Source organism: Gracilibacillus orientalis (genome assembly GCF_900114645.1).
Classification (GTDB): domain Bacteria; phylum Bacillota; class Bacilli; order Bacillales; family Amphibacillaceae; genus Gracilibacillus; species Gracilibacillus orientalis.
This window is the reverse complement of record NZ_FOTR01000009.1, coordinates 1-25,727: the sequence shown is the minus strand read 5'-3', so window position 1 is coordinate 25,727 and position 25,727 is coordinate 1. Positions and strand designations below refer to the sequence as shown.

Genomic DNA, 25,727 nt, shown 5'->3' with positions numbered 1-25,727 from the left:
TTTTCTTGTTTTTATTCGTGAAAAAGTATAGAATTATTTGAAAAATGATGTTATTTTAGAATAAGATCAACTAAATAACGAATAATGTGAAAAAAACTACCAAAAAATATTAGGGGGAGCAAAAATGGATCACGTTAAAGATTTTGATGCAGAAATTTTTCAAGCGATGGAAGATGAAAGAAAGCGCCAAAATGATAAGATAGAGTTGATTGCTTCAGAAAACTTTGTTTCAGAGGCAGTAATGGAAGCACAAGGCTCTGTATTAACCAATAAGTATGCAGAAGGTTACCCAGGTCGCCGCTACTACGGTGGATGTGAGCATGTTGATGTTGCAGAAGATTTAGCGCGCAATCGTGCTAAAGAGCTGTTCGGTGCAGAGCATGTCAATGTTCAGCCACACTCTGGTGCACAGGCAAACATGGCAGTTTATTTTACTATTTTAGAGCCAGGTGACAAGGTACTCGGAATGAACTTAAGTCACGGAGGGCACTTAACACACGGAAGTCCGGTTAACTTTAGTGGTAAACTATTCGATTTTGTTGACTATGGTGTGGATCAGGAATCCGAACAAATCGATTATGAGGATGTATTGGCAAAGGCGAAAGAAGCACAACCTAAATTGATTGTAGCAGGAGCGAGTGCCTATCCACGTCAGATTGATTTTGCGAAATTCCGTGAAATTGCTGATGAAGTGGGCGCATATCTTATGGTAGACATGGCACACATTGCAGGACTTGTGGCAGCAGGTTTACATTCAGATCCAGTACCACATGCACATTTCGTCACAACAACAACGCATAAAACTTTACGTGGTCCACGTGGTGGTATGGTGTTATGTAAAGAAGAATTTGCTAAGAAAATTGATAAAACAGTATTCCCAGGTATGCAAGGTGGTCCGTTAATGCACGTGATCGCAGCAAAAGCAGTATCACTAAAAGAAGCATTACAGCCATCTTTCATAGAGTACGCTCAAAATATTATTAAAAATGCAAAGAAATTCGGGGAAGTTTTAGAATCAGAAGGTGTTCGCACCGTATCTGGTGGCACAGACAACCATTTGGTATTATTAGATGTCCGCGGATTAAACTTAACTGGTAAAGTTGCAGAAGCAGCATTGGACGAAGTAGGTATCACCACAAATAAAAACACGATTCCTTTTGATCCGGAAAGTCCGTTTGTAACTAGCGGTATCCGTATTGGTACGGCAGCAGTAACATCACGTGGCTTTGGTGAAGCAGAAATGGAAGAAGTAGCAAAAATCATTGCTCTAACATTGAAAAACCCGGAAGACGAAGCAACATTAAAAGAAGCTCGCGAACGCGTTGAAGCTTTAACAGCGAAATTCCCATTATATCAATAATACAAAAAGCTAGGCTTAATCTCATTTGGATTGAGTCTGGCTTTTTTCGTCTTATGCGAAAGTGCCCGATAAATGCTAAAAAGCGCCCGATATAACAAGAAAAAGTACTAGCCCTTTTTTCTCTTCCTTATGCTTTTCTCAAATATGCTTGCATGCTTGTTTGTTTTTCTGTACAATTTTAAGGATGAATATTGTGGTTTTTTGGGATAATAATTTGTAAAAAAAGGAGAGTATTCCTCATGAGTAATGTGTTTGTTTTAGATCATCCGTTAATTCAGCACAAATTGACGTACATACGTAATAAAAATACTGGGACGAAGGAATTCCGTGCTTTAGTAGATGAAGTATCGACATTAATGGCTTTTGAAATAACGAGAGATCTTCCACTTGAAGAGAAAACTATTGAAACACCAGTCACAACTGCTACAACGAAAGTATTGAGCGGTAAGAAAATGGGGATTATTCCTATTTTAAGAGCGGGATTAGGTATGGTAGATGGAATGTTATCACTTATTCCTGCTGCTAAAGTTGGACATGTTGGTCTTTATCGTGATCCAGAAACATTAAAGCCTGTCGAATATTATATTAAATTACCTTCTGATATCGAAGAGCGTGAATTAATCGTAGTAGATCCAATGCTGGCAACTGGTGGATCTGCCAACGATGCTATTCATTCCTTAAAAAAACGTGGAGCAACTAACATTAAATTAATGTGCTTGCTCGCAGCACCAGAAGGGGTAGAAGTCATTCAAAAAGATCACCCTGATGTTGATATTTATCTTGGAGCACTAGACGAGAAGTTGAATGAAAAAGGATATATTATCCCAGGTCTCGGAGATGCTGGAGACCGCCTATTCGGAACAAAATAAAATAAATACCATGGAAAAGGAATGCGGTGTGCATTCCTTTTTTGTAAGTTGGATTTCTTAGGAGTTTAAGGAAATAACGAACTAGATGTCCACTTAATAAATGTAACAATACATGTCTAGGTGAGGTGTTAATATGGATGGTAAAAAGCTTGCAGGAGAAAAAGCTGTTGAATCTGTCAAAGATGGAATGATCTTGGGTCTTGGAACTGGTTCAACCGTATATTGGTCAATTTTAAAACTAGGTGAACTGGTAAAAAAAGGGCTTGATATTAAAGGGGTACCTACTTCTAAAAGCACTGAAAAACTTGCAAAAGAATTAGGAATTCCGTTGGTAAGTTTCTCTTCCATCAATCAAATAGATTTAACGATAGATGGCGCTGATGAAGTCAATCCGAATTTTGAACTCATAAAAGGCGGTGGAGGAGCTTTATTGCGTGAAAAAATGGTAGCATCGATTTCGAAAAGTTCCATTATAGTTATTGATGAAACAAAATACGTTCCTAATTTGGGTGAATTTCCATTACCTGTTGAAATTGTACAATTTGGTTGGGAAGTCACAAGTAAACAGATAAGTACATTAGGTTGCAAACCTGAATTGCGTACTAAAAATAATTCTCCTTTTGTCACAGATAATGGAAACTATATATTCGATTGCTATTTTGAAAAGATAGATGATGCTGTCAAATTGAATACTAGATTAAATATGATTCCTGGAGTAGTTGAAAATGGTCTTTTTGTTCATTTGGCTGATACAATCGTGGTAGGAAAAAGAGATAGTAGTGTAGACATCTTGTATAAATAAAATTCGCCATCAGAGAGAAAAATCTAATCCATCTGGTGAAAGATAAGAGACAGCAATTATCTTTCACCTACGCCAGTTAACCACGCAAGCCACATCCAACTTTTTCATACATATCTTCTCTTACAATCGTAAACAATAACTCCTATCAACAAAAAAAGGAGTGCTTCTAGTGTCATTGATCTTATCCCTTTTCTTATTTACTGCAGCAAGTGCAGTTCCAACTGAATACTCCTTTATTATTGAAGTAGAAGATGATCCGCATGAGTTCGCCGAAGAAATAGAAACATACCATCCTAACGTAGAGATCCTTGCTGTTTATGACACGATCTTCAATGGCGTTGCGATCAAAACTGATCAACACAACCTCGAAAAAATCAAAAGACGAACAAACTTTCAACAAACCTATTCCGTTCAAGAATATCAAACACAAATAAAACAGCCAAACATCAATGAAAGCATTCCTTTTTTAATACCAGAGCAGCTACCTTATACAGGAAAAGGTGTCAAAGTGGGAATTGTTGATACAGGAATAGATTATACGCATCCTGATTTGCGAGCAAATTACAAAGGTGGATATGACCTTATAGAATTTGATGATGAACCAATGGAAACTATACCCGAACAAGGCATGCCTACTATGCATGGCTCTCATGTCGCAGGTGTAATAGGTGCGAACGGTCAGATGAAAGGAGTTGCACCAGATGCAGAATTGTATGCTTACCGCGCACTAGGGCCAGGCGGAACCGGGACATCAATACAGGTGATGGCGGCTATCGAAAAGGCAGTAAAAGATGGGATGGATATCATCAATCTTTCATTAGGGAATACGATCAATGGTCCGGATTGGCCGACAAGTGTCGCAGTAAATCGAGCGACAAAGCAAGGGGTCACAGTGGTTATCGCCAATGGTAATACAGGACCTGATTTATGGACGGTCGGTTCCCCTGCAACAGCCAATCAAGTCATTTCAGTCGGAGCATCGACTCCTAAGTTAGAACGGCCTTTTTTGTACGATCGATTTCATGACAAAAAAATGGAGATGACACCGCTACAAGGCTCTCCTAATTGGGATTTCCCTCGTGACCTCGAGGTAACAGAAAATCAGGAAAAAATCACACATGATACGATTTTGATTATGGATCGGGGTGAGATACCTTTTGCACAATTAGCTTTAAAAGCAGAGGAAAAGGGAGCAGCGGCACTATTGATCGCGAACAATGAAGAAGAAGGAGTTTTTCAAGGTGCAGTAGATCCGAATATTTCGATTCCAGTTGCAGCGATTAGCCAAAAGGACGGAGAATGGCTAAAAGATAATCCGGGATATTTATCAATTGATTATGAAGAGATTCAAGATACAGTAACAGAATTCAGTTCACGAGGACCAGTTACCGTTAATTGGGCAATAAAACCGGAAGTGGTTGCGCCAGGTGCCAGTATTCTAAGCACCGTACCAGGTGGATATCAGGCATTAAGCGGAACAAGTATGGCAGCACCACACGTGGCAGGGGTAATGGCGTTGCTAAAAGAAGCCCATCCGGATTGGACGCCAGCTCAATTAAAAGCAGCCATTCTTACAACGGCAGATCCTTTTGAAAGCTTCCTGCCAACAGAACAAGGAGCAGGCAAAATTAACCCGAAAGCAGCTCTAGAAACTGATACATTAATACATCAGTCCCTGTTGGAATTCGGTAAAATAACAGATAACAGTGAGCAAAAAGTAAGTAAGCTTACCGTAGAAAATATCTCTAATCAAACGAAGCAATATGCCTTTGAATTACCAAAACAAGAACAAGAGATTCGTTTTCAACTACCGAAAAGCTTCACCCTACAGCCAGGCGAAAAGAAAGAAATCAAAGTAAAAGCAACAATCAGATCTGCTCAAATGGAAGAGGGGATCAAACAAGGCTATCTATATTTAAATGATACCCCTCTACCATATATGTTTTTAACAGAGGCGCATGATATACCTAAAGCAATGGGCTTAGAATTAACCATCACACCACTTGAGGATAGATATCACTATCAATTATATTTAGTAGAAAAAGCCGAAAAACTAACGATAGACCTGTACGATGCCAAAACATTCGCATTTGTCACTACCTTAGTCGAGCGAAAAGACCTCAAACCTGGAGTTATTGAAGGAGAGATTGAACAGCAAAACCAACTAAACGATCAATATATTGCCAACATAACTATTCAAACCAACGAAAATAAAACCTATCAGTACCAAACAATTTGGGATGGAGGGATAGAGTAATATGTCCTTCAAACCCAGGCAAAATGAGTTGTTTCGAAACTCGAAAGAATATTCACAATATTTTCGAAAAATCACTGATATTACGCGAGGACTAGTGGGAAAAGGGATCTGCCAAAAAGTGTGGAAACTTGTCCGTTTATTTTTGGTTTTTGTCTGTTAAATCGATTGACAATAGATGACCCCTATTGTATGCTAATTTAGTGTGGATGATAAGGGTTACAGGGCTGTGACAAAATCACTGCAGAGGAAAATAACACATGTATATGTGAGGTTTTCTTCCTTCATACATAAGTGACACGTTTTGTATAATAGGAGTGAGTAAATGTCACCACCAAAAAAGAGCCCTTACCGAGGTCTGGCGATTTATAGTGCTATTTTGTCACAAATTGTCGGTGCGCCATTAATTGGCTTGTTAATAGGGAAAGTTATGGACAAATATCTATCCACATCACCACTTTTATTAGTGATCGGACTACTTTTGGGTTTAGGAGCCGGTTTATACGGAACCATTCATTACGTACGAGATTTAACGGGAGACGAGTAACCATGAATCAATACAAAAATATGATGACCCGTCAACGTAGATGGATGTTCTACCTTCTTGCACTTATTGTTCTTGGGTGGGGATTCACACCTTTTTCAAGAATATTCCTCGGACTCCTCATGGGAACAGGACTAAGCTTTTATAATTTATGGGTAATGCAACGTAAGATCGACCGTTTTGGACAAGCACTAACACATGGTGGTCGACCTGGAGGAATTGGTACATTTACCCGTTTAGCCACTGCAGCATTAGCGGTTCTTATCGCAATGCGCTTTGAAGAATATTTCCATTTGATGGCTGTTATTTTGGGATTAATGACAACTTATGTTGTTATTATGATAGATTTTGCACTATTCAGAAAACAAGACGAGCAAAGGGAAGTGAGGTGAAGGAATTGGACCACGAATCACCGCTGTTTCATGATCTGTTTGGCATTCCGTGGCTAGATTTTGACCTTTCCACTACTTTAATGACGTTTATTTCTTCTGTTATCGTATTTATCATTTGTACATTGGCAGCAAGAAACTTAAAGATGAAGCCAACCGGTTTCCAAAACTTTATGGAGTGGATTGTCGATTTTGTTAAAGGCATTATTGGGGATACGATGGATTGGAAAACAGGGAAAGTATTCTTACCACTAGGTTTAACTTTACTAGTGTACATTTTTATTAGTAACATTCTTGGGGTTATTACCATGGGTGTATGGGGGCATGAACTATGGTGGAAATCACCTACTTCTGATGCAACGCTCACATTAACATTATCAGCGTTGGTCATTGTATTAACGCATTACTATGGTGTGAAAGTAAAAGGCTTCAAGGAGTATGCCAAAGATTATGTGCGACCTGTACCATTTTTACTACCATTTAAAATTATTGAAGAATTTACAAACACCTTAACATTAGGTTTACGTCTCTTCGGTAATATCTTTGCAGGTGAAATTTTACTATCACTTATTACGAAAATGGCCTTCGCGGCTGCACCATTCACATTTATAGCTATCATTCCAATGATGGCATGGCAAGGATTCAGTTTATTTATCGGTGCTATTCAAGCATTTATTTTCACAATGTTAACAATGGTTTACATGTCTCATAAAGTGAGTTCAGACCATTAAAATAAAAAAATAATTATTTATACATTATAAAAGGAGGAAACAAACAATGGAAGCTATAGCAGCTGCAATTGCAATTGGTTTAGCGGCACTAGGTGCTGGTTTAGGTAACGGTATGATCGTAAGTCGAACAGTAGAGGGGATTGCACGTCAACCAGAACTAAGAGGTGCACTTCAAACAACAATGTTTATCGGGGTAGCGTTAGTAGAGGCGATTCCAATTTTCGCCGTAGTTATTGCCTTTATGGTAATGTAATCATACTTAATCTGATAGAATGGCGAAGTTCGTCTAAGACAACCTTCGCCATTCCTTTGTAAAAAGAAAAGCAAAGAGCGCCGGGTAGAAAAACTCGGAGCGAAAAAGCAACACAAAAAAGAATGTAATGTTAGAGCGAAATAGATGATTAATCGTGGGAAGGAGTGAACACTGTGCAACTTTTAACAGATGGACTCATCATTCAAGCTTCAATCGGCGGTTTACAGGGCGGAAATATGTTGTTTGCCATTGTCAGTTTTTTAGCTTTACTATGGCTATTGAGAAAGTACGCGTGGGGTCCATTATTGAACAAAATGGAAGAACGTGAAAACCATATTGCAAATGAAATTGATACAGCTGAAAAGAACCGTACGGATGCAGAAAAAGCATCACATGAAGCAAACGAACAATTAAAAGCAACACGTCAGGAAGCACAACAAATTATTGAAGATGCGAAAAAGGCTGGTCAACAACAGGAAAAGGCGATTATCGAAGCAGCAAACGAAGCATCAGTTCGTATTAAGAAGTCTGCAGAAGAAGATATCGCACGCGAGAAAGAAAAAGCAGTTGAAGCACTTCAAGCACAAGTGGCATCATTGTCTGTTCAAATTGCTACTAAGGTGATTGAAAAAGAAATTAGTGTAGAGGATCAAGAACAGTTGATCAGTGAGTACATGAAAGAGGTAGGAGAAGAGCAATGAGTAAAACGAATGTAGCAAAGCGTTATGCAGAAGCTCTTTTTCAAATCGGTGCAGAAAAGGAAACAATTGATTTCCTGGAAACAGAATTGACAACAGTCAAAGAAGTTTTCCAAACGAATGAAGCATTTCTTCAATTCCTACAACATCCAAAAGTAGAAGCAGAAAAGAAAAAGCAGCTACTTAATGAAGCGTTCACGGGCTTTTCGAAGGATGTATTACATACACTTTCGTTACTTGTAGATCGCCACAATGAATCGATTGTTCCAGATGTTGTCGATCACTTTATCACTTTTGCTAACAAAGCAAAAGGTGTGAAGGAAGCAACTGTCTATTCGGTTCGTGCATTATTAGATGCGGAAAAAGAGGAAATCGAAAATGTGTTCATCAAGAAATTGAATGTAAAAACGTTGAAGATAAATAACAAGATCGATCCATCCGTTATCGGTGGTGTCAGGGTCAAAGTTGGCAACACGGTATATGACGGTTCTGTCAAAGGCAAATTGGATCGTCTCGAACGACAAATCGCGAGAGCAAATTAAGGACGATAGGGGTGAAATGGCATGAGCATTAAAGCTGAAGAAATCAGTGCGCTGATTAAACAGCAAATCGAAAGCTATGACTCAGATATCGAAGTGAGCGATGTTGGTACGGTTATCGAAATTGGTGATGGTATCGCACGAGCACACGGTCTTGATGACGTAATGTCTGGTGAGCTAGTCGAATTTTCAAATGGTGTCATGGGTATGGCACAAAACTTAGAAGAATCAAATGTCGGGATTGTAATCCTTGGACCTTATACAGAAATTCGTGAAGGTGACGAAGTTCGTCGTACAGGTCGTATTATGGAAGTGCCAGTAGGGGAGGAACTTATTGGTCGTGTTGTAAATCCACTAGGACAACCAGTTGATGGGAAAGGTCCAGTGGAAACATCTAAATCACGCCCAATTGAATCTCCAGCACCTGGTGTAATGGATCGTAAATCAGTTGATGAGCCATTACAAACTGGTATCAAAGCGATTGATGCATTAGTACCAATTGGTCGTGGTCAACGTGAGCTAATCATCGGGGACCGCCAAACAGGTAAAACAACGGTAGCAATTGATACAATCTTGAATCAAAAAACGGAAGATATGATCTGTATCTATGTAGCAATCGGTCAAAAAGACTCTACCGTACGTGGAACAGTAGAAGTACTACGTAAGTATGGAGCTCTTGACTACACTATCGTAGTATCCGCAGGCGCAAGTGAGCCTGCACCGCTTCAATACCTTGCACCATATGCAGGGGTATCTATGGGTGAAGATTTCATGTACGACGGCAAGCACGTATTAGTGGTATATGATGACTTAACAAAACAAGCGAACGCATATCGTGAGCTTTCGCTATTATTACGTCGCCCGCCAGGTCGTGAAGCATTCCCTGGGGATGTATTCTACTTACACTCTCGCCTATTAGAGCGTGCAGCAAAATTAAGTGATGACAAAGGTGGAGGTTCTTTAACAGCACTTCCATTCGTTGAGACACAAGCAGGGGATATCTCAGCTTATATTCCAACAAACGTAATTTCGATTACAGATGGTCAAATTTTCTTGCAGTCTGATTTATTCTTCTCAGGTGTACGTCCAGCGATCAACCCAGGTCTATCAGTATCACGTGTAGGTGGTTCTGCACAGATCAAAGCGATGAAGAAGGTTGCTGGTACATTGCGTCTGGACTTAGCATCATTCCGTGAATTGGAATCATTTGCGCAGTTTGGTTCTGACTTAGATAAAGCGACACAAGCAAAACTAAACCGTGGTTCTCGTACAGTAGAAGTACTAAAACAAGGTCTTCACAAGCCATTAGTGGTAGAAAAACAAGTTATGATCATCTATGCGTTAACGAAAGGTTTCCTAGATGACATTCCTGTTGAAGATATCACACGCTTTGAAGCAGAATTCATGGCATGGTTAGACAACAACCAAGCAGAGTTGCTTTCCACGATCAAAGAAACAGGAGTTCTAGCAGATGCCGGCGATATGAGCGGCGCAGTAGAAGAATTCAAGAAAACATTTGTCGTATCTGAATAATGATAGAAAAAGCGAAAGTGTCGGGTTAGCGACATTTTGTTAGTAATAGCGTTCAACCTTTTAGGAAAGGGCGGTGAAACAACGTGGCATCTCTTAGAGATATCAAAACGCGAATTAATTCCACGCAAAAGACGAAACAGATCACAAAGGCAATGCATATGGTATCTGCGTCAAAGTTAAATAAAGCAGAGGAATTTACCAAAGCCTATGATCCATACAGTGCAAAGATCAGAGAAGTGGTCAATAGTATCGCTAATAGTGGTCTAGATGCAGAGCACCCAATGTTAGAAACACGTGAAGTAAAAAAGACAGCTTATTTTGTCATCACTGCTGATCGAGGTCTTGCGGGAGCTTTTAACAGTGGAGTCCTTCGCGAAGTATATCGCACCATTCAAGAGAAGCATCAGTCAAAAGATGAATATGCCGTTATCACAGTAGGCCGAATGGGTCGTGATTTTTTCAGAAAACGTGATATTCCCATTCTTAAGGAGATCACAGGACTTTCCGATCAACCTAGCTTTGCTGATATCAAAGACTTAACGTCTGAAACGGTACAACTTTTTATTGATGAAGAAATTGATGAATTAGTGATTTTCCATAATCACTTCATTAGTGCGATTTCACAAAAAGTAACATCAAAAAAACTCTTACCATTAACAGATCTAAAAGAAGCATCTGGTGGTGCAAAGAGCACATATGAATACGAGCCAAATCAACAGGAGATATTAGATGTATTATTGCCACAATATGCGGAAAGCTTGATTTTTGGCGCACTATTAGACAGTAAAGCGAGTGAGCATGCTTCTCGTATGACTGCCATGAAAAGTGCGACAGATAACGCGGATGAACTTATTGATGACTTATCATTACAGTACAACCGTGCAAGACAAGCTGCGATCACGCAAGAAATCACCGAAATTGTTGGTGGGGTAGCCGCATTAGAATAATACAATCGTACGGTAGTAAATCTTTAGTTAGGAGGGAAAATCGATGGCAAAAGGACACGTTATTCAGATTATGGGACCGGTTGTCGACGTTAAATTCGAAGATGGCCATCTCCCTGAAATTTACAACGCATTAAAAATACAGTATGAAATAAACGGTGAAGCACAAGAGCTAACTGTAGAAGTTGCCCTTCACTTAGGCGATGACGCTGTACGTACCATTGCGATGTCATCTACAGAAGGTCTTAAGCGTGGTGCAGAAGTAACAGACTTAAATGCACCTATCTCAGTACCAGTAGGTGATCTCACACTTGGTCGTGTCTTCAACGTTTTGGGTGAGAAAATTGACCTTGACGAAGAAATCGGTGCAGATGTACGCCGTGATCCCATTCACCGTCAATCACCACAATTTGAAGACTTAGCAACAGAAACAGAAATTCTAGAAACAGGTATCAAAGTTGTCGATTTATTAGCACCTTATATCAAAGGTGGTAAGATCGGTTTGTTTGGTGGTGCGGGTGTAGGTAAAACTGTACTTATTCAAGAGCTGATCAACAATATCGCACAAGAGCATGGTGGTATCTCCGTATTCGCAGGTGTAGGGGAACGTACACGTGAAGGGAACGACCTTTACTATGAAATGAAAGATTCTGGCGTAATTACTAAAACTGCGATGGTATTCGGTCAAATGAATGAGCCACCAGGAGCACGTATGCGTGTAGCACTAACAGGTCTTACCATGGCGGAATATTTCCGTGATGAGAAAGGCGCTGATGTGCTATTGTTCATTGATAACATTTTCCGTTTTACACAAGCAGGTTCAGAGGTATCGGCACTTCTTGGTCGTATGCCATCTGCGGTTGGTTATCAGCCAACACTAGCTACGGAAATGGGTCAATTACAAGAGCGTATCACATCAACTAACAAAGGTTCTGTTACATCAATCCAAGCGATCTACGTACCAGCCGATGACTATACTGACCCGGCACCGGCAACAACTTTCGCTCACTTAGATGCAACAACAAACCTTGATCGTAAATTATCAGAGCAAGGTATTTACCCAGCGGTGGATCCACTTGCCTCTACATCTCGTGCCCTTGACCCTGAAGTAGTAGGAGAAGAGCACTACAACATTGCGCGTGAAGTACAACAAACATTACAAAAATATAAAGAACTTCAAGATATTATTGCAATCTTAGGTATGGATGAGCTATCTGATGAAGATAAACTTACCGTATCTCGTGCGCGTCGTATCCAGTTCTTCTTATCACAAAACTTCCACGTAGCAGAGCAATTTACAGATCAACCAGGTTCATATGTACCAGTTCAGGAAACAGTCCAAGGATTCCGCGAAATCTTAGACGGTAAATATGATGACCTTCCAGAAGATGCATTCCGTCTAACCGGTCGCATCGAAGAAGTAGTAGAAAAAGCAAAACAAATGGCATAATGGGTCAGGGGACAGACGAACTGTCCCACTTACCCACTTCATTTCAGCCTAAGGAGGGGTTCTGTTGAATACACTAACAGTAAGTGTTGTTACTCCGGATGGCCCTGTTCTGGAAGATTCATTTGAAATGGTTAGCTGTAAAGCTGAGAGTGGAGAGCTTGGGGTCTTACCAGGTCACATTCCGCTCGTTGCACCACTGTCCATTAGTGCGGTACGCTTAAAAGGAGAAAATCCACAACGAATCGCTTTAAGTGGAGGATTCCTTGAGGTTCGTCCTGATAAAGTGACAATTCTTGCACAATCAGCAGAGCGACCTGACGATATTGATATCGAGCGTGCTCGTGCGGCGAAAGAACGTGCTGAACGTCGTTTACAAGCTAAGCAAGATGAAATAGATTTCAGAAGGGCCGAATTAGCACTTAAACGTGCGCTAAACCGAATTGACGTCATAGAAAATAAATAGCTATGAAAAGGGGCTGCCTCAATCATTTAGGTTGAGTGCAGCCCTTTTTTAAGTTGATAGTAAATCTATTTTGATCAATACTCACTCATCTCCACCATATTAACTATTCTATGTTCTTTTCTCATACCTCAGACTAGCCTCTAATTCTAATATGGAATAAAATGGGGGGCTATTACAGCGGTAGACCTAATAATAAAAAATTTTAGCTAAATTTCCCGGGAAATATCGAAGTATATCTGATAAAGGCGAATCTCCAATAGATATGTTAAAATAGAAAAAAACAAGTAAACGAGGGATATAATATGATGCAAACTTTAGGGCAAGAGGGCTTGATCGGGATGTTGTCCCATCTCATTTTTATTGTTATTACGTGGCAAGTCCTTCAAGCACTTAATTTCGATGAATTATTTAGAAAGAATAAAGTGTATGAAGCACGAATATTAGTTATCTTCATCACTATAGCCATTGGTTCAACCGTGAGTAATTTTTTCTTAGACTTCTTAAAGTGGTCACAACAAATAATTTACCTTTTTTAGTACGCCGGTCATTTCCATAACAAAATAATAAAAAAGAGTATGAATACTTTATTTCCTGCCAATACTTCTAATAAAAAAGGAGTGCGGGGAAATGAAGTATTTATTTATATTGCTTGCGACAGTAGGAATGATGTTTTTTGTAGACCAATTATTTATTGAGACAAAAACAAATATAGCCAATCAAAAGGAAATAGACGATATGATAGAACTAGTGGAAGAGCAGAATCTAAAACTATCAAACTTGCAAACTACTATTAGAGAATCAATGGAAATTTCAGATATAGATAGTTTTATTTCGAAAATCAACGGGTATCAACTTACTATACAAAAAAATGATGAAGAACATAATCGTCTAAAATTCGATTCAGACCGACAAGAAAACAGTGACATTACCGAAACTCTCTTATTAGTACGCACAAACGAACAAGAAAATCAGTACCAAGTTATTTATACTATTTCCATGACAGAAACAGCACCAGCAGTGCTAAAAGTGTACAAAGAAAAAATTAATTCAATGACTAATGAATTATTTACAGAGAATGCGCAATATTTTTCTTGTGTTGATGCATGGAAAGATGGTATTATAGATATTGTTTGTTTTATAGATTTTGTAAAATCGACACTGAATATGACAATAATCGACGAAACGAAAGAGCCGCATTTTAATACATGGACTGGCTTTACACCAAAATGGGAAAATAAATTGAAGCAAAATGATGAAGAAATTAATTTGCAAATCGCTGTAAGAGAGCGGATAGGGGATCGGACAACAGTCACTATAGGAACACCTATCCTAATACATGAATACTAATAATAATGAATATGGTCTACAGAGGAGAATGAGCCTTGGAAAATATCATCGTACGTGGTGGTAGGCAGTTAAATGGTACCGTAAGAATTGAGGGAGCGAAAAATGCCGTACTGCCTGTCATTGCCGCAAGTATAATCGCAAGTGAAGGGAAAAGCATTATACACGAAGTACCTGCTTTGGCAGATGTACACACAATAAATCAAGTAATAACGCATATGAATGCAGAAGTTAACTATCAAAAAAATACTGTAACAGTTGATGCTACAAAACCATTATTAACGGAAGCGCCTTTTGAATATGTAAGAAAAATGCGAGCATCTGTCCTGGTTTTAGGGCCTCTTTTAGCACGTTATGGTCATGCGAAAGTAGCATTACCTGGTGGATGTGCAATTGGATCACGACCAATAGACCTGCATTTAAAAGGATTTGAAGCTATGGGGGCTGAAGTCCATGTTGGTAATGGCTTTGTCGAGGTCTCTACTAGAGATAGATTAAAAGGGGCAAAGATTTATTTAGATATGCCTAGTGTTGGTGCAACGGAGAACATTATGATGGCAGCCGCACTTGCAAAAGGAAAAACTGTTATCGAAAATACGGCAAAAGAGCCGGAAATAGTTGATTTGGCGAATTATTTAAACAAAATGGGTGCTAAAATTGTAGGTGCAGGCACAGAGACAATTAAGATCGAAGGTGTCGACCAGCTTCGCGGAGTAGAGCATACGATTATTCCAGACCGTATCGAAGCAGGAACATTTATGGTAGCAGCAGCTATTACAGGTGGTAATGTTTTAATAGACAACGCTGAGATTGAGCATGTTCGTGCCCTTGTTTCCAAAATGGAAGAAATGGGCGTTAAAATTAATGAAGAGAAAAATGGCATCCGAGTGATCGGTCCCAAAAAATTAAAATCTACTGATATCAAAACATTACCACACCCAGGATTTCCGACAGATATGCAATCACAAATGATGGCATTGATGTTACAGGCATCAGGTACGGGTGTGATTACTGAAACCGTTTTTGAAAATCGCTTTATGCATGTCGAGGAATTCCGCAGAATGAACGCTAAATTAAAGATAGAAGGGCGTAGTGTCATCGTAGAAGGCCCTGTTAGCCTTCAGGGGGCAGAAGTAGCCGCGACTGATTTACGTGCCGGAGCAGCCTTGATTTTAGCTGGATTGGTAGCAGAAGGATATACTCGTGTAACTTCTCTCTATCATATCGACAGAGGATATGTGGATATTACAAAGAAGTTTGCTAGTTTAGGAGCAGATATTGAAAGGGTAAACCAAGGAGAAACCACTATTATAACCGGAGTACAACAACAAGTAGAAGTACAATAATAAAAAGAGGACAGCTTTAATAAAAGCTAGTCCTCTTTTTTCATTGTACGATAAAATGAAGATAACAAAATCATTTCTCTACCGTACTATGGATTTGTCCCCTATCATTTGGATGGTTGTTAATTGCTAGGAGACGTTACAAAAGAATACATGCGCTTGCCAAAACTATTTAAGCGATTCAGCATCAAAAAAAGAGCATGAATCCCGATTATATACTTTTATAAGAGATTCACGCATCAAAAAGAGCATGACTCCTGATTATACGCATTTATAAGCGATTCACACATCAAAAAAAGAGCACGACGCCTGATTATATGAAAAGTCCAAGCCCACTCTCTAATCGACGTTTTGAGCTTTTATTTGTTCTAATCTCCTATTCTCATGAATAAGATAGAGTAGAATCATAAGAAACACAGAGGAGGTTATCCATGGCCAGATGGCAGAATAAACAATCACTAACCAACTGGAAATTACCAACTATCATCGTCATCTCCACATTACTTACATTAATGTTTATCATCCCAACCCTTATTGTTATACCTTTTACAGGGGATGATTCATCTCAAGCATCTGTAGAAACGGAAACAGCTAGCAAAACAACAACCGAAACACCCATTTCATTAGAATCTCCATTTGATGTCCATGTATTACGATCGGAAACAAGTGAAGTGGAACAAATCCCATTAGAGGAGTATGTAACTCATGTGGTTGCCTCCGAAATGCCTGCAGACTTTGAGATCGAAGCATTAAAAGCTCAGGCAATGGCAGCAAGAACCTTTATCGTACGATTTCTGATGCAAGAAAATAAAAAGGAATTGACTGGTGGAGCTGATGTGAAAGACACCATCGAACATCAAGTATATAAAAATGGAGACGAACTAAGACAAATTTGGGGTAGTGATTACCATTGGAAAATCGATAAAATAACGGAAGCAGTTGCAGCGACCCAAGGAGAGATTATTACGTACAGTAATGAACCAATCACTGCATCCTTTTTTTCAACAAGTAATGGCTATACGGAAAACTCCGAAGATTATTGGGAAGGTGAATTGCCTTATTTACGATCTGTCGAAAGTCCATGGGATGAAGAAATATCTCCTAAATTTATCGATCAAAAAATATTCACTATAGCAGATTTGGAAGAAAAATTAGATATCAATCTCTCAGAATCAGTAAAAGATTTTCAACTGACAAGAACAGAAAGCAAACGGGTAGAGACGGCAGCAATTGGCGGAACCACCTTCTCAGGACGCGATATTCGGGATCTTCTTCAACTACCATCAAGTGATTTCACGATTACCAAAAAGGATGATCATTATGTGTTTACAACAAAGGGAAATGGTCATGGTGTAGGAATGAGTCAATACGGGGCAAACGGGATGGCGCAAGAAGGCAAAACATATAAAGAGATCATAGAATATTACTACAAGGGTGTACAAGTGAGTACGCTAGAAAAGGCAACGCCGACGCTTTTAGCAAAAAAATAAAAAAACATGTATAAAATTTCCTCTTTATGATCACAATGGTTGCTGAGGTGATGCATAATGGAGGAAAACAAGAACGTTTCAAAAAATAGTTGGAAACGTATCTTCAAGAAAAGATGGTTTTTTCCTGCTGTATATTTAGCGGTAGCTGCTCTACTTTTAACAGGAGTTCTATGGTACCAAAATGCTATCAATCAAGCACCAGACTTAGCTGAGGACATGGAAAATCAACTAGATGATTTAGCAACAGATCAAGAAGCAGAAGATGAAGAAGACGCAACTACTGTCATGCAACAACAGGAAGTATTAGAGATGCCAGTTTCAGAAGACATGCAAGTGGAAATCGTGACCAAATTTTATGATTATGGTGCAGGTGCAGAAGAACAAGAACAGGCGCTCATTTCACATCAAAACAAATACTACCAAAGTGATGGAATTGCCCTCTCAACTTCTGACGATGAGGCATTTGATGTAACAGCATCTTTGTCTGGAACAGTTACAGAAGTAAAGCAAGATCCATTACTAGGTAAAGTAGTAAAGATGGAGCATGAGCATGGCGTTTCCACGTACTACGCTAGTTTAGACGAAGTATTTGCAGAAAAGGGCAATGAGCTAAAGCAAGGTCAAACCATCGGAACAGCTGGGCAGAATACACTAGGTCAAGATAATGGTGTTCACACACATTTTGAAGTAAGAAAAGACGGAACACCGGTCAACCCAGAGGATTTTATTAATCAACCAATTAATAAGATTGTAGCACCTGATAAGGGTGAGGAAGAAGACAAGGAACCAGCTACAGAAGATGAAGAGAAGGAAGACGAAGGTTCAGAGGAAAATGACAATGCAACGGAAGAAGATAGCTCAACAGAAAATGAGAGTTCAACAGAAGAAGACAGTTCAGTAGAAGAAGACAGTTCAGTAGAAGATGAGAGTTCAACAGAAGACAGCTCATCAGAATCAGAAGACAATGCAAACTCTGAAAATGAAACAGAATCTTCAAGTGCAATGGAAAATGCGTAAACAAAATCTCCTTACCTGTGAAAAAGGTAGGGAGATTTTTCATTTTTCAACGCTATTCTTATATATTCTACTTGATAGCTATGAAAATCACTCAAATACTGTCGATATCAATAACTATTTGACGAACGATTCTATCAAAAAACCTATTGCATAATTTCTCGAATATGAAATAATAAATAACTGTGAAAGGAGATAAATTATGGTACAAACAAAAAAAAGAATAGGGACAATGCGCGACTATTTTGAATCAGAAAAGCAATTGCAACTACCTCAATTTTTAACAATGATCAGCTTAGATAGCGACGAAGCGGCACAGCTGGAACTGACAAAAGATTTCCTGCTTCAAAGCAAATCAGACTTAGATAAGCGATTGGCTCTAGAATATTTTTATATTAACCAATGCTATCAGGAATTACAATATTTTATAGGAGTAAATAAAGAAAGTATGAATGAATCAAATCGAGTATTAGCGATACTATATCAATTCATGCTAGATTTGAAAAATGGAAAACCTGTTCATCAAATAAGGACACAGACGAAATCGGTTTCCGTTCATCATCCTGAATTAAGGTGTTTAAAATACTTTTTATATATTGAAGCAGATATTAAAGTATACAACTATGAACGAATAGGTTACTATTTAAACAAGATACAAAAGCATCTACGTCATCTAGACAACCCACTATTTATTACCTTCTTCCAGATTAGAATACAGATCTTATTATTTCAATACTACTGGAAGAGGAATGAGTTAATTTTAGCTAGAAAGCACGCCTATGAAGCGTTGCAAATACCACATCATGTAAAACAAAAAGCACAACTCCACCTAGACTTAGCCCTCAGTTATATATACGAAGATTTTGAATCTAGTGTCTATCATATCGAAGAAGCAAAATACATAGCTAATTGCTTAGGCGATCAAGAAATATTAGATTATATTGAAAATTATACGTATCCATTTATTTGTGCCCATTTTGGGAAAGTGAATGGGGTTTTCACCAAGGATCCCGTAGAACGAGCCCACCTAGAAATTGCTAAAGGGAACTTCCAACAAGCAAAAACCATATTAGAACATCTAGACATTAAAACTCCATTTACACATTATTACTTGGGATTGGCAACAAGAAAGCAACATTTTTTTATATATTCTTATCAATACTTTATGGAGAAAAGGAGTGATCACTTTTTCGCAAGATTGCCACTTAAGGCTTCAGAAGGTTTAGGAATATAAAGAAAATATGGGAGTGGGAGAAAAGTCTATGAAGTTGGTAAAAAAGTTTGATCCTGATTACGGTGATATTGGCTAGGGTTAAAAAAGTGATGACACTCGTCATCACTTTTTTATGCTGTTCGGGAAAATAACTGGTTATATCTCATGAACAGAAAGTCATAACTCGTCAAGAAAAATAATCCATTATTTGAATAAGGCCTTATCCCGCGCGGACAAAACCCCTCTTACTTGCATGCCAACCCGAAAATTACTGTCATATTGGGATGTGCTGTTTAATAAGATGGTACAAATTATGTTTTATTTGTCTAAGGTGAGGATGCTAGTTGTTAGGTATTATGGATAATTTTATATGGTAGTACTTGTCTCTGTTCACACCTTAGACTGACAACTTTTGGGAGGCGAGTGATGTGCATGACTACATCAAAGAGAGAACATTAAGGATTGGAAGGTACATTGTCGAAACGAAGAAAACGGTTCGAATTATCGCCAAGGAATTTGGAGTTTCAAAAAGTACAGTACACAAAGATCTCACAGAGCGCTTACCAGACATACATCCCGAACTAGCAAACGAAGTCAAAACCATTTTAAGTCACCATAAAGCAATTCGGCACTTACGTGGTGGAGAAGCAACCAAAGTGAAATATCAACTTGATGGTAAAAAAATACCACCGGAAACAGAAGAACTATTAACAAAGTAACCCAATGATATCCTCTCTAATTCATACATATACCTCCAGATGGACACCATTCTAATAACAGATGCACCTTTCTATCATATATATTCCAAAAAAAACCACATTTTTTTATAGAAAGCTATAACGATCTTCATCATTTTATGATATTATATATAATTAGAGGTATTATGTACCATAATAGAAAAGACATTAACTAGCAGATGACAAAAACATCATTAATTAACCGACATAAATCTCAAGCAAGGTAATGAAATAGGGAGGATAAACGTTCATGTTTTCAAGAGATATTGGAATAGATTTAGGTACTGCGAATGTACTTATTCATGTGAAAGGCAAAGGCATTGTACTGGATGAACCGTCCGTTGTTGCGATGGACCGCAATACAGGAAAAGTATTAGAAGTTGGTGAAGAAGCACGACGTATGGTTGGGCGTACACCAGGTAATATCGAAGCGATTCGTCCACTAAAGGATGGAGTTATCGCAGATTTTGATGTCACAGAATCGATGCTTAGATATTTTATTAATAAAATTAATGTCAAAGGATTTTTATCGAAACCGAGAATGCTAATTTGCTGCCCAACTAACATTACGAAAGTAGAACAAAAGGCGATCAAAGAAGCGGCGGAAAAATCCGGCGGTAAAAAAGTCTATTTAGAAGAAGAACCAAAAGTAGCAGCAATCGGTGCAGGAATGGATATTTTTCAACCGAGTGGAAACATGGTCGTTGATATCGGTGGTGGAACAACAGATATCGCTGTACTTTCCATGGGAGATATCGTAACGGCACAATCGATCAAAATGGCCGGTGACAAATTCGATGGTGAAATTCTTCAACATGTAAAACGTAAATATAAATTATTAATCGGTGAAAGAACTGCAGAAGATATTAAAGTTAACGTAGCTACCGTTTTTCAAGGTGCTCGTAACGAAGAAATCGATATCCGTGGACGTGATATGGTAACTGGTTTACCGAGAACAATTACGATCCGTTCCGAAGAAGTGGAAGAAGCTCTAAGAGAATCAATTTCATTAATTGTACAATCAGCGAAGACCGTTTTAGAAAAAACTCCACCAGAGCTATCAGCAGATATTATCGACAGAGGTGTTATTCTAACTGGTGGTGGTGCACTGTTGAATGGTCTAGATCAGTTGTTGGCAGAAGAACTGAAAGTACCTGTACTTTTAGCGGAAGAACCAATGAACTGCGTGGCAAAAGGGACAGGTATTATGCTAGATAACATCGATAAATTAGAACGTTCGATTGTGTAATACATAAAAAGCTTATGGCGACCAATTAGCGACGTAATAGAGCTAGATATATAAAAGCTTTGCGTCACTTGGAGAGGAGTTCGACTCATGCTTAGAGGTTTTTACACTGCTACAAATGGAATGATGGCACAGCAACGCAGACAAGAAGTGTTGTCCAATAATATAACGAATGCACAAACACCTGGATACAAGCAAGATCAAACAACCCTAAAAGCATTTCCAGAGTTATTAATTCAACGTATGGAAAACCGTGATATTCCCAATTCTCAAGGTAGCACTGTTCCAACAATGTCTGAAATTGGTGCCATTAACACAGGGGTATATGTTCAAGAAACGATACCTGATTTCGTACAAGGAAGTCTTCAGGAAACAGGGATTTCAACAGATATGGCATTAGTACAAGGTGAAACCCCGGATGAAGAAGGATTAACTTTATTTACTGTACAAAATGGTGAAGGGGAAAACTGTTATACGAGAAACGGTAATTTCACTGTGGATGGTGAAGGGAATTTAACAACTAATAATGGCTATTATGTCTTAGATGATGCGGGGAATCCGGTCAATACTGACAATTTAGCATTTACGGTGACACCAGAAGGTATGGTACAACTAGACGGCGGTGAAGTTCCGCTTGGGATCGCTTATAGTGCTAATCCTAACAATTTAGTTAAAAACGGACAAGATTTATTTGAACTTGCAGCAGATGGTGAGGCATTGGTGGATGCCAGAGGTGTAGACGGCTTGCAATTCAATGTTCAGCAAAACCATCTAGAAAACTCTAATGTGGACGCATCAAAAGCGATGACAGATATGATGCAGGCATACCGCAGTTTTGAAGCTAACCAAAAAGTAGTCCAACAATACGATCGCAGTTTAGACAAAGCAGTCAATGAAATTGCACGACTTGGATGATAAAGGGGTAGAATTAAATGACAAGAATGACCTTCCAAGCTGCCGTAACGATGGGGCAATTACAAAAACGATTAGATAATATCGGTAATAATATTGCGAATGTTAATACAACTGGCTATAAAAACCGTGATGCCAACTTTTCTTCCTTGCTGTCACAGCAAATCAACACCGAGCCGGATCCGACAAATCCAGAAGGACGCTTAACACCAGATGGATTACGAGTTGGGAATGGTGCTAAGCTTGGTCATACCAATTTTAATTTTGAACAAGGATCATCAAAGGTAACGGATCGTAACCTTGATGTTGCATTATTGGAAGACAACCATCTTTTTCAGGTAGCAGTTAATGAAAATGGTGAAGAAGAAGTCCGTTATACAAGAGCAGGGAATTTTTATTTGACACCAGTGGAAGATGATCAGGTAATGCTTGCTACTTCTGATGGAAATCCAGTGCTTGGAGCTGGTGGAGAACCGGTTGTATTAGATGATAATATGGACGATCTGAAAATAGAGGAAAATGGTACGATCAATGTAACGCGTAATGGTGTGCAAGCTGTTGAAGGACAACTAGAAATTGTTGAAGCAGTACGCCCGCGATTGTTAGAAGCTGCTGGAAATAGTTTGTTCCGTTTATCCGAACAATCTCTAGAAAATTATCCATTTGACGAGGTCATCAATGGGGTTGGATTGGCGGACGTCAACATGAAAAGTGGTGCGTTGGAGGCTTCCAATGTAAACTTGGCAAAACAAACTACAGATATGATTGAAACGCAACGAGCATATCAATTTAATGCACGAACAATCTCAATGCATGACCAAATGAGTGGTCTAATTAATCAGTTGAGATAGTGTAGTTATTAATAAGGAGTCATCCCGTATGTCAGAGGACACAAAATCAACAAATAAGAATACCAAAAAAGTAAATGAACAAAAAAATGCTGAGACAAAGACCAAAAAGGCAAAAAGAGCAAATGAAAAACAGAAAGAGAAAAAATACGTACGTCGCCTCATTCCAATTTGGGCGAAGGTTTTGATTATTGTTTTGTTAAGTTTATTTGCTTTAATGGTTGGTCTCATTATAGGCTTTAGCATACTTGGAGATGGTAGCCCATTAGACGTCTTGAAATGGGGGACCTGGCAACATATCATCGATTTCGTTAAAGAAGAATAACCACAGATTTTTCCTTAACGGGCCCGTTTTGAGGTATACAAGTTATTTCACACGTGAATTCAATATCGAATTTACGTGTTTTTTATGAAAGTGTGTAGGTGGATGCTTCATTTAATGGTTGTGTTTTTGTGGGAAGCATTTTCTATCCTCTGTATGCAAACTGGTGATTTAGCAAAGAAAAAGCTGCATTATCAAAGAATTGTGGTAGCACCGCTCCTATTTAGATACCACTAAAGATAGGCTATCTTTTTTAGCTATGATTTTTTTCCTGCTTTTTGATATACTTTAGTGGAGTGAGGAAAGGAGTCATACATATGGATATTGAACAAATTAAAGAAACGATCCCACACCGTTATCCATTTCTGTTAGTGGATGCGATCACAGAACAAGATGACAAACGAATTGTCGGAAAAAAGAATGTAACGATTAATGAACCATTTTTTCAAGGGCATTTCCCAGATTATCCGGTCATGCCTGGTGTGTTAATTGTTGAAGCATTAGCACAGGTCGGAGCCGTTGCGATTTTGAGTAAAGAGGAAAATAAAGGTAAAATCGGTTTTCTAGCTGGCATTGACAAATGTCGTTTTAAGCGTCAGGTAAAACCGGGAGATCAACTTCAGCTTGAAGTCGAAATTATCCGTATTAAAGGACCGATTGGTAAAGGAAAAGCCGTCGCAACAGTAGACGGAGAATTAGCTTGTGAAGCGGAAATCACATTTGCGGTGAAATAAGGGAGAGAGAAGCTTTGCTGAGCTTCTCTTTTTTGTCATATCAGAAAGTATAAAAATTGCGCGGGTGTCTAGCTCCGAACGCCCAGAAAATAGGCGACTTCACGAATCGCCCTTATGCTCTTGGCAGAAAGTCAGCATCTCGTCACTCGCTCACCGTGATTCCTTTATCTCAGTTGATTCTGAAGTCGCTACATTTCTAATGGGCGCACTAAGCTTTTCTTAGAGGTTGATGAGGTGCAAAGATTTGTCACAAAAACTGAGATAACTGACAAATCTCATAAGAAAGGATAAGGATTTAGTCAAGTCCTTAATTTTGTGTAAAAGTAAAAATACAATGTTTCCACCACATATGACGGTTATTTATTTTTTCACTGGGGGAAGGGGATCCCCTTCCCCCAGTGGAAAATGGGCATGCTATCAAAGTGCTTTTTAATTTTTCAAAAGTGCTCTTTGTTGTTGCTTTGTTTCTGCATATTCCATTAAGTAAGCAGCTAAGAGACGAAAAGCGGATTGAGTGTTTGGAAAGATCCGGATGACACTCTCACGTCTTCGAACTTCCTCATTTAATCGTTCTAAATGATTGGTACTATGAATAAAAGGATGGTATTTATCCGGTTCATTCATATATTGAATGGCATCATCAAATCCTTCATCCAACACCTTCCTGGCTTTTTCAAGTTTTGTGTTATCCTCGTACTTTTTTAAGAATTCTTCTTTAAATCGGCGTGCATCTTCCGGCTTCACTGCCTGAAAGATACGTTTTAAATCTAGGATAACCTCTTTCCTTCCTTTTTTCGGTAGATGGTGAATAATATTGCGTTTAAAGTGTACGGTACAACGTTGCCATGTTGTACCTACGAAAGTTTGGGCAATAGCTTTTTTAAGACCAGGATGCGCATCAGATATAATCATTTTTGGCGAAGATAAACCACGCGCTACGAAGGATTGAAGGAAACTTTGCCAAGCTTCAAAACTTTCTTGGTGATCCACTTTTAACCCTAATACTTCACGTTTGTTTTGTTCATTAATCGCTGTGGCGATATAAACCGCCTTGGATACTACTTTGTGGTGCTCACGTACTTTAATATACATCGCATCCACAAATACATATGGACAATAGACCATCGTGTTTAGCGGTCGTTCTGCCCACTGTTTCACGATCGGATCTAACTTCGCTGTTAACGAAGAAACAAACGACTTGGAAATTTCTTCTCCACATAATTCTTTTACAATGTTCGTTACTTTGCGAGTAGATACACCATTCACGACCATTTCTAGCATGGCTAATGTAAAGGCTTGGTCCACGCGTTTATATTTCTCGAAAATACTAGGAGAAAACTCTCCACTTCTTGTACGGGGAACACGCAGTTTTACTTTTCCTACACTCATCATATAATGTCGGTCATAGTAGCCATTTCGTTGATCTTGACGTTCTTCTGATCGTTCATAATGATCTACTTTTAAATAGGCATCCCGTTCTTTTTTCATATACTCATTCAAAATCAGAACCATGGAGGACTTCACCACTGCCTCCATATTAGAGTTCATCACGGAATCTTTTAATTCCTCCATGTTTAGGTTAAAATGTAATTGGGTCATTATTAATTCCTCCTCTTTGTTTATCGTGGTTGAAAACATTGTATCATGAGGAATTAATAATGACTTTTCTTTTTACACAATTATATGGACTTAATC

27 protein-coding genes are annotated in these 25,727 nt (G+C 38.7%); 26 read left to right on the top strand and 1 reads right to left on the bottom strand.

What is annotated here, in order from left to right:
• The first annotated feature begins 124 nt into the window (after positions 1 to 124).
• The 26 genes from BM121_RS15485 (at position 125) to fabZ (ending at position 24,032) form a co-directional block, all read left to right on the top strand.
• Positions 125 to 1,360, top strand: coding sequence for a serine hydroxymethyltransferase (locus BM121_RS15485; RefSeq protein WP_091484563.1), 1,236 nt, complete (start codon positions 125 to 127; stop codon positions 1,358 to 1,360).
• Between the two features lie 239 nt (positions 1,361 to 1,599).
• A complete protein-coding gene (gene upp, locus BM121_RS15480) occupies positions 1,600 to 2,229 on the top strand; it encodes a uracil phosphoribosyltransferase (RefSeq protein ID WP_091484562.1) in 630 nt (209 codons plus the stop codon).
• Between the two features lie 133 nt (positions 2,230 to 2,362).
• A complete protein-coding gene (gene rpiA, locus BM121_RS15475) occupies positions 2,363 to 3,031 on the top strand; it encodes a ribose-5-phosphate isomerase RpiA (RefSeq protein WP_091484561.1) in 669 nt (222 codons plus the stop codon).
• A gap of 169 nt (positions 3,032 to 3,200) precedes the next feature.
• On the top strand, positions 3,201 to 5,288 hold the full coding sequence (locus tag BM121_RS15470; protein ID WP_175495460.1) for a S8 family serine peptidase: 2,088 nt from the start codon (positions 3,201 to 3,203) through the stop codon (positions 5,286 to 5,288).
• Positions 5,289 to 5,610: 322 nt separating this feature from the next.
• Positions 5,611 to 5,832 carry an AtpZ/AtpI family protein gene (locus BM121_RS15465; RefSeq protein ID WP_091484559.1) on the top strand — a complete coding sequence of 74 codons (222 nt, stop codon included), beginning with the start codon at positions 5,611 to 5,613 and terminating at the stop codon, positions 5,830 to 5,832.
• 2 nt (positions 5,833 to 5,834) lie between these two features.
• On the top strand, positions 5,835 to 6,221 hold the full coding sequence (locus BM121_RS15460; RefSeq protein WP_091484558.1) for an ATP synthase subunit I: 387 nt from the start codon (positions 5,835 to 5,837) through the stop codon (positions 6,219 to 6,221).
• A 5-nt stretch (positions 6,222 to 6,226) separates the two neighbouring features.
• The gene (gene atpB / locus BM121_RS15455; protein ID WP_091484718.1) at positions 6,227 to 6,949 is read left to right on the top strand and encodes a F0F1 ATP synthase subunit A; all 723 of its coding nucleotides are present in this window, start codon (positions 6,227 to 6,229) and stop codon (positions 6,947 to 6,949) included.
• Between the two features lie 46 nt (positions 6,950 to 6,995).
• Positions 6,996 to 7,202 (top strand): F0F1 ATP synthase subunit C, encoded by a 207-nt coding sequence (gene atpE / locus BM121_RS15450; protein WP_091484557.1) that lies wholly within the window; start codon positions 6,996 to 6,998, stop codon positions 7,200 to 7,202.
• 173 nt (positions 7,203 to 7,375) lie between these two features.
• Positions 7,376 to 7,903, top strand: coding sequence for a F0F1 ATP synthase subunit B (gene atpF / locus BM121_RS15445; protein WP_091484556.1), 528 nt, complete (start codon positions 7,376 to 7,378; stop codon positions 7,901 to 7,903).
• Positions 7,900 to 8,442 (top strand): F0F1 ATP synthase subunit delta, encoded by a 543-nt coding sequence (locus BM121_RS15440; protein WP_091484555.1) that lies wholly within the window; start codon positions 7,900 to 7,902, stop codon positions 8,440 to 8,442. Before atpF ends, BM121_RS15440 begins: the two co-directional genes overlap by 4 nt.
• Positions 8,443 to 8,463: 21 nt before the next feature.
• A complete protein-coding gene (gene atpA / locus BM121_RS15435; protein ID WP_091484554.1) occupies positions 8,464 to 9,972 on the top strand; it encodes a F0F1 ATP synthase subunit alpha in 1,509 nt (502 codons plus the stop codon).
• 83 nt (positions 9,973 to 10,055) lie between these two features.
• Positions 10,056 to 10,919 carry an ATP synthase F1 subunit gamma gene (gene atpG / locus BM121_RS15430; protein ID WP_091484553.1) on the top strand — a complete coding sequence of 288 codons (864 nt, stop codon included), beginning with the start codon at positions 10,056 to 10,058 and terminating at the stop codon, positions 10,917 to 10,919.
• Positions 10,920 to 10,962: 43 nt separating this feature from the next.
• On the top strand, positions 10,963 to 12,366 hold the full coding sequence (gene atpD, locus BM121_RS15425; protein WP_091484552.1) for a F0F1 ATP synthase subunit beta: 1,404 nt from the start codon (positions 10,963 to 10,965) through the stop codon (positions 12,364 to 12,366).
• Between the two features lie 64 nt (positions 12,367 to 12,430).
• Positions 12,431 to 12,829, top strand: coding sequence for a F0F1 ATP synthase subunit epsilon (locus BM121_RS15420; RefSeq protein ID WP_091484551.1), 399 nt, complete (start codon positions 12,431 to 12,433; stop codon positions 12,827 to 12,829).
• 302 nt (positions 12,830 to 13,131) lie between these two features.
• The gene (locus BM121_RS15415; protein ID WP_091484550.1) at positions 13,132 to 13,365 is read left to right on the top strand and encodes a DUF1146 family protein; all 234 of its coding nucleotides are present in this window, start codon (positions 13,132 to 13,134) and stop codon (positions 13,363 to 13,365) included.
• Positions 13,366 to 13,456: 91 nt separating this feature from the next.
• Positions 13,457 to 14,176 (top strand): YwmB family TATA-box binding protein, encoded by a 720-nt coding sequence (locus BM121_RS15410; RefSeq protein WP_091484549.1) that lies wholly within the window; start codon positions 13,457 to 13,459, stop codon positions 14,174 to 14,176.
• A gap of 35 nt (positions 14,177 to 14,211) precedes the next feature.
• A complete protein-coding gene (gene murA / locus BM121_RS15405) occupies positions 14,212 to 15,519 on the top strand; it encodes a UDP-N-acetylglucosamine 1-carboxyvinyltransferase (protein WP_091484548.1) in 1,308 nt (435 codons plus the stop codon).
• A 428-nt stretch (positions 15,520 to 15,947) separates the two neighbouring features.
• Entirely contained in the window at positions 15,948 to 17,006 is a 1,059-nt protein-coding gene (gene spoIID / locus BM121_RS15400) for a stage II sporulation protein D (protein WP_091484547.1), read from the top strand.
• Positions 17,007 to 17,063: 57 nt separating this feature from the next.
• Positions 17,064 to 18,023, top strand: coding sequence for a stage II sporulation protein SpoIIQ (gene spoIIQ, locus BM121_RS15395; RefSeq protein ID WP_091484546.1), 960 nt, complete (start codon positions 17,064 to 17,066; stop codon positions 18,021 to 18,023).
• A 199-nt stretch (positions 18,024 to 18,222) separates the two neighbouring features.
• A complete protein-coding gene (locus BM121_RS15390; RefSeq protein WP_091484545.1) occupies positions 18,223 to 19,254 on the top strand; it encodes an AimR family lysis-lysogeny pheromone receptor in 1,032 nt (343 codons plus the stop codon).
• 407 nt (positions 19,255 to 19,661) lie between these two features.
• Complete coding sequence (gene spoIIID / locus BM121_RS15385) at positions 19,662 to 19,952, top strand: sporulation transcriptional regulator SpoIIID (protein WP_091484544.1); 291 nt, start codon at positions 19,662 to 19,664, stop codon at positions 19,950 to 19,952.
• A gap of 268 nt (positions 19,953 to 20,220) precedes the next feature.
• Complete coding sequence (mreB, locus tag BM121_RS15380) at positions 20,221 to 21,219, top strand: rod shape-determining protein (RefSeq protein WP_091484543.1); 999 nt, start codon at positions 20,221 to 20,223, stop codon at positions 21,217 to 21,219.
• Between the two features lie 87 nt (positions 21,220 to 21,306).
• Positions 21,307 to 22,131, top strand: a complete 825-nt coding sequence (locus tag BM121_RS15375) for a flagellar hook-basal body protein (RefSeq protein WP_091484542.1) — start codon at positions 21,307 to 21,309, stop codon at positions 22,129 to 22,131.
• A gap of 17 nt (positions 22,132 to 22,148) precedes the next feature.
• Complete coding sequence (locus BM121_RS15370; protein ID WP_091484541.1) at positions 22,149 to 22,979, top strand: flagellar hook-basal body protein; 831 nt, start codon at positions 22,149 to 22,151, stop codon at positions 22,977 to 22,979.
• Between the two features lie 28 nt (positions 22,980 to 23,007).
• Positions 23,008 to 23,301 carry a DNA-directed RNA polymerase subunit beta gene (locus tag BM121_RS15365; protein ID WP_091484540.1) on the top strand — a complete coding sequence of 98 codons (294 nt, stop codon included), beginning with the start codon at positions 23,008 to 23,010 and terminating at the stop codon, positions 23,299 to 23,301.
• A 314-nt stretch (positions 23,302 to 23,615) separates the two neighbouring features.
• A complete protein-coding gene (gene fabZ / locus BM121_RS15360; protein ID WP_091484539.1) occupies positions 23,616 to 24,032 on the top strand; it encodes a 3-hydroxyacyl-ACP dehydratase FabZ in 417 nt (138 codons plus the stop codon).
• 429 nt (positions 24,033 to 24,461) lie between these two features.
• Here fabZ and BM121_RS15355 read toward each other — a convergent pair whose 3' ends face one another.
• Positions 24,462 to 25,631 carry an IS256 family transposase gene (locus tag BM121_RS15355; protein ID WP_091484538.1) on the bottom strand — a complete coding sequence of 390 codons (1,170 nt, stop codon included), beginning with the start codon at positions 25,629 to 25,631 and terminating at the stop codon, positions 24,462 to 24,464.
• Positions 25,632 to 25,727: the final 96 nt, after the last annotated feature.

Coding starts and splice junctions, on each gene's coding strand:
- BM121_RS15370 (WP_091484541.1), top strand. CDS start 22,149: ATGACAAGAATGACCTTCCAAGCTGCCGTAACGATGGGGCAATTACAA.
- mreB (WP_091484543.1), top strand. CDS start 20,221: ATGTTTTCAAGAGATATTGGAATAGATTTAGGTACTGCGAATGTACTT.
- fabZ (WP_091484539.1), top strand. CDS start 23,616: ATGGATATTGAACAAATTAAAGAAACGATCCCACACCGTTATCCATTT.
- BM121_RS15355 (WP_091484538.1), bottom strand. CDS start 25,631: ATGACCCAATTACATTTTAACCTAAACATGGAGGAATTAAAAGATTCC.
- atpA (WP_091484554.1), top strand. CDS start 8,464: ATGAGCATTAAAGCTGAAGAAATCAGTGCGCTGATTAAACAGCAAATC.
- BM121_RS15440 (WP_091484555.1), top strand. CDS start 7,900: ATGAGTAAAACGAATGTAGCAAAGCGTTATGCAGAAGCTCTTTTTCAA.
- spoIID (WP_091484547.1), top strand. CDS start 15,948: ATGGCCAGATGGCAGAATAAACAATCACTAACCAACTGGAAATTACCA.
- BM121_RS15365 (WP_091484540.1), top strand. CDS start 23,008: ATGTCAGAGGACACAAAATCAACAAATAAGAATACCAAAAAAGTAAAT.
- BM121_RS15390 (WP_091484545.1), top strand. CDS start 18,223: ATGGTACAAACAAAAAAAAGAATAGGGACAATGCGCGACTATTTTGAA.
- BM121_RS15415 (WP_091484550.1), top strand. CDS start 13,132: ATGATGCAAACTTTAGGGCAAGAGGGCTTGATCGGGATGTTGTCCCAT.
- BM121_RS15410 (WP_091484549.1), top strand. CDS start 13,457: ATGAAGTATTTATTTATATTGCTTGCGACAGTAGGAATGATGTTTTTT.
- BM121_RS15485 (WP_091484563.1), top strand. CDS start 125: ATGGATCACGTTAAAGATTTTGATGCAGAAATTTTTCAAGCGATGGAA.
- rpiA (WP_091484561.1), top strand. CDS start 2,363: ATGGATGGTAAAAAGCTTGCAGGAGAAAAAGCTGTTGAATCTGTCAAA.
- spoIIQ (WP_091484546.1), top strand. CDS start 17,064: ATGGAGGAAAACAAGAACGTTTCAAAAAATAGTTGGAAACGTATCTTC.
- BM121_RS15375 (WP_091484542.1), top strand. CDS start 21,307: ATGCTTAGAGGTTTTTACACTGCTACAAATGGAATGATGGCACAGCAA.
- BM121_RS15465 (WP_091484559.1), top strand. CDS start 5,611: ATGTCACCACCAAAAAAGAGCCCTTACCGAGGTCTGGCGATTTATAGT.
- BM121_RS15460 (WP_091484558.1), top strand. CDS start 5,835: ATGAATCAATACAAAAATATGATGACCCGTCAACGTAGATGGATGTTC.
- upp (WP_091484562.1), top strand. CDS start 1,600: ATGAGTAATGTGTTTGTTTTAGATCATCCGTTAATTCAGCACAAATTG.
- atpD (WP_091484552.1), top strand. CDS start 10,963: ATGGCAAAAGGACACGTTATTCAGATTATGGGACCGGTTGTCGACGTT.
- atpE (WP_091484557.1), top strand. CDS start 6,996: ATGGAAGCTATAGCAGCTGCAATTGCAATTGGTTTAGCGGCACTAGGT.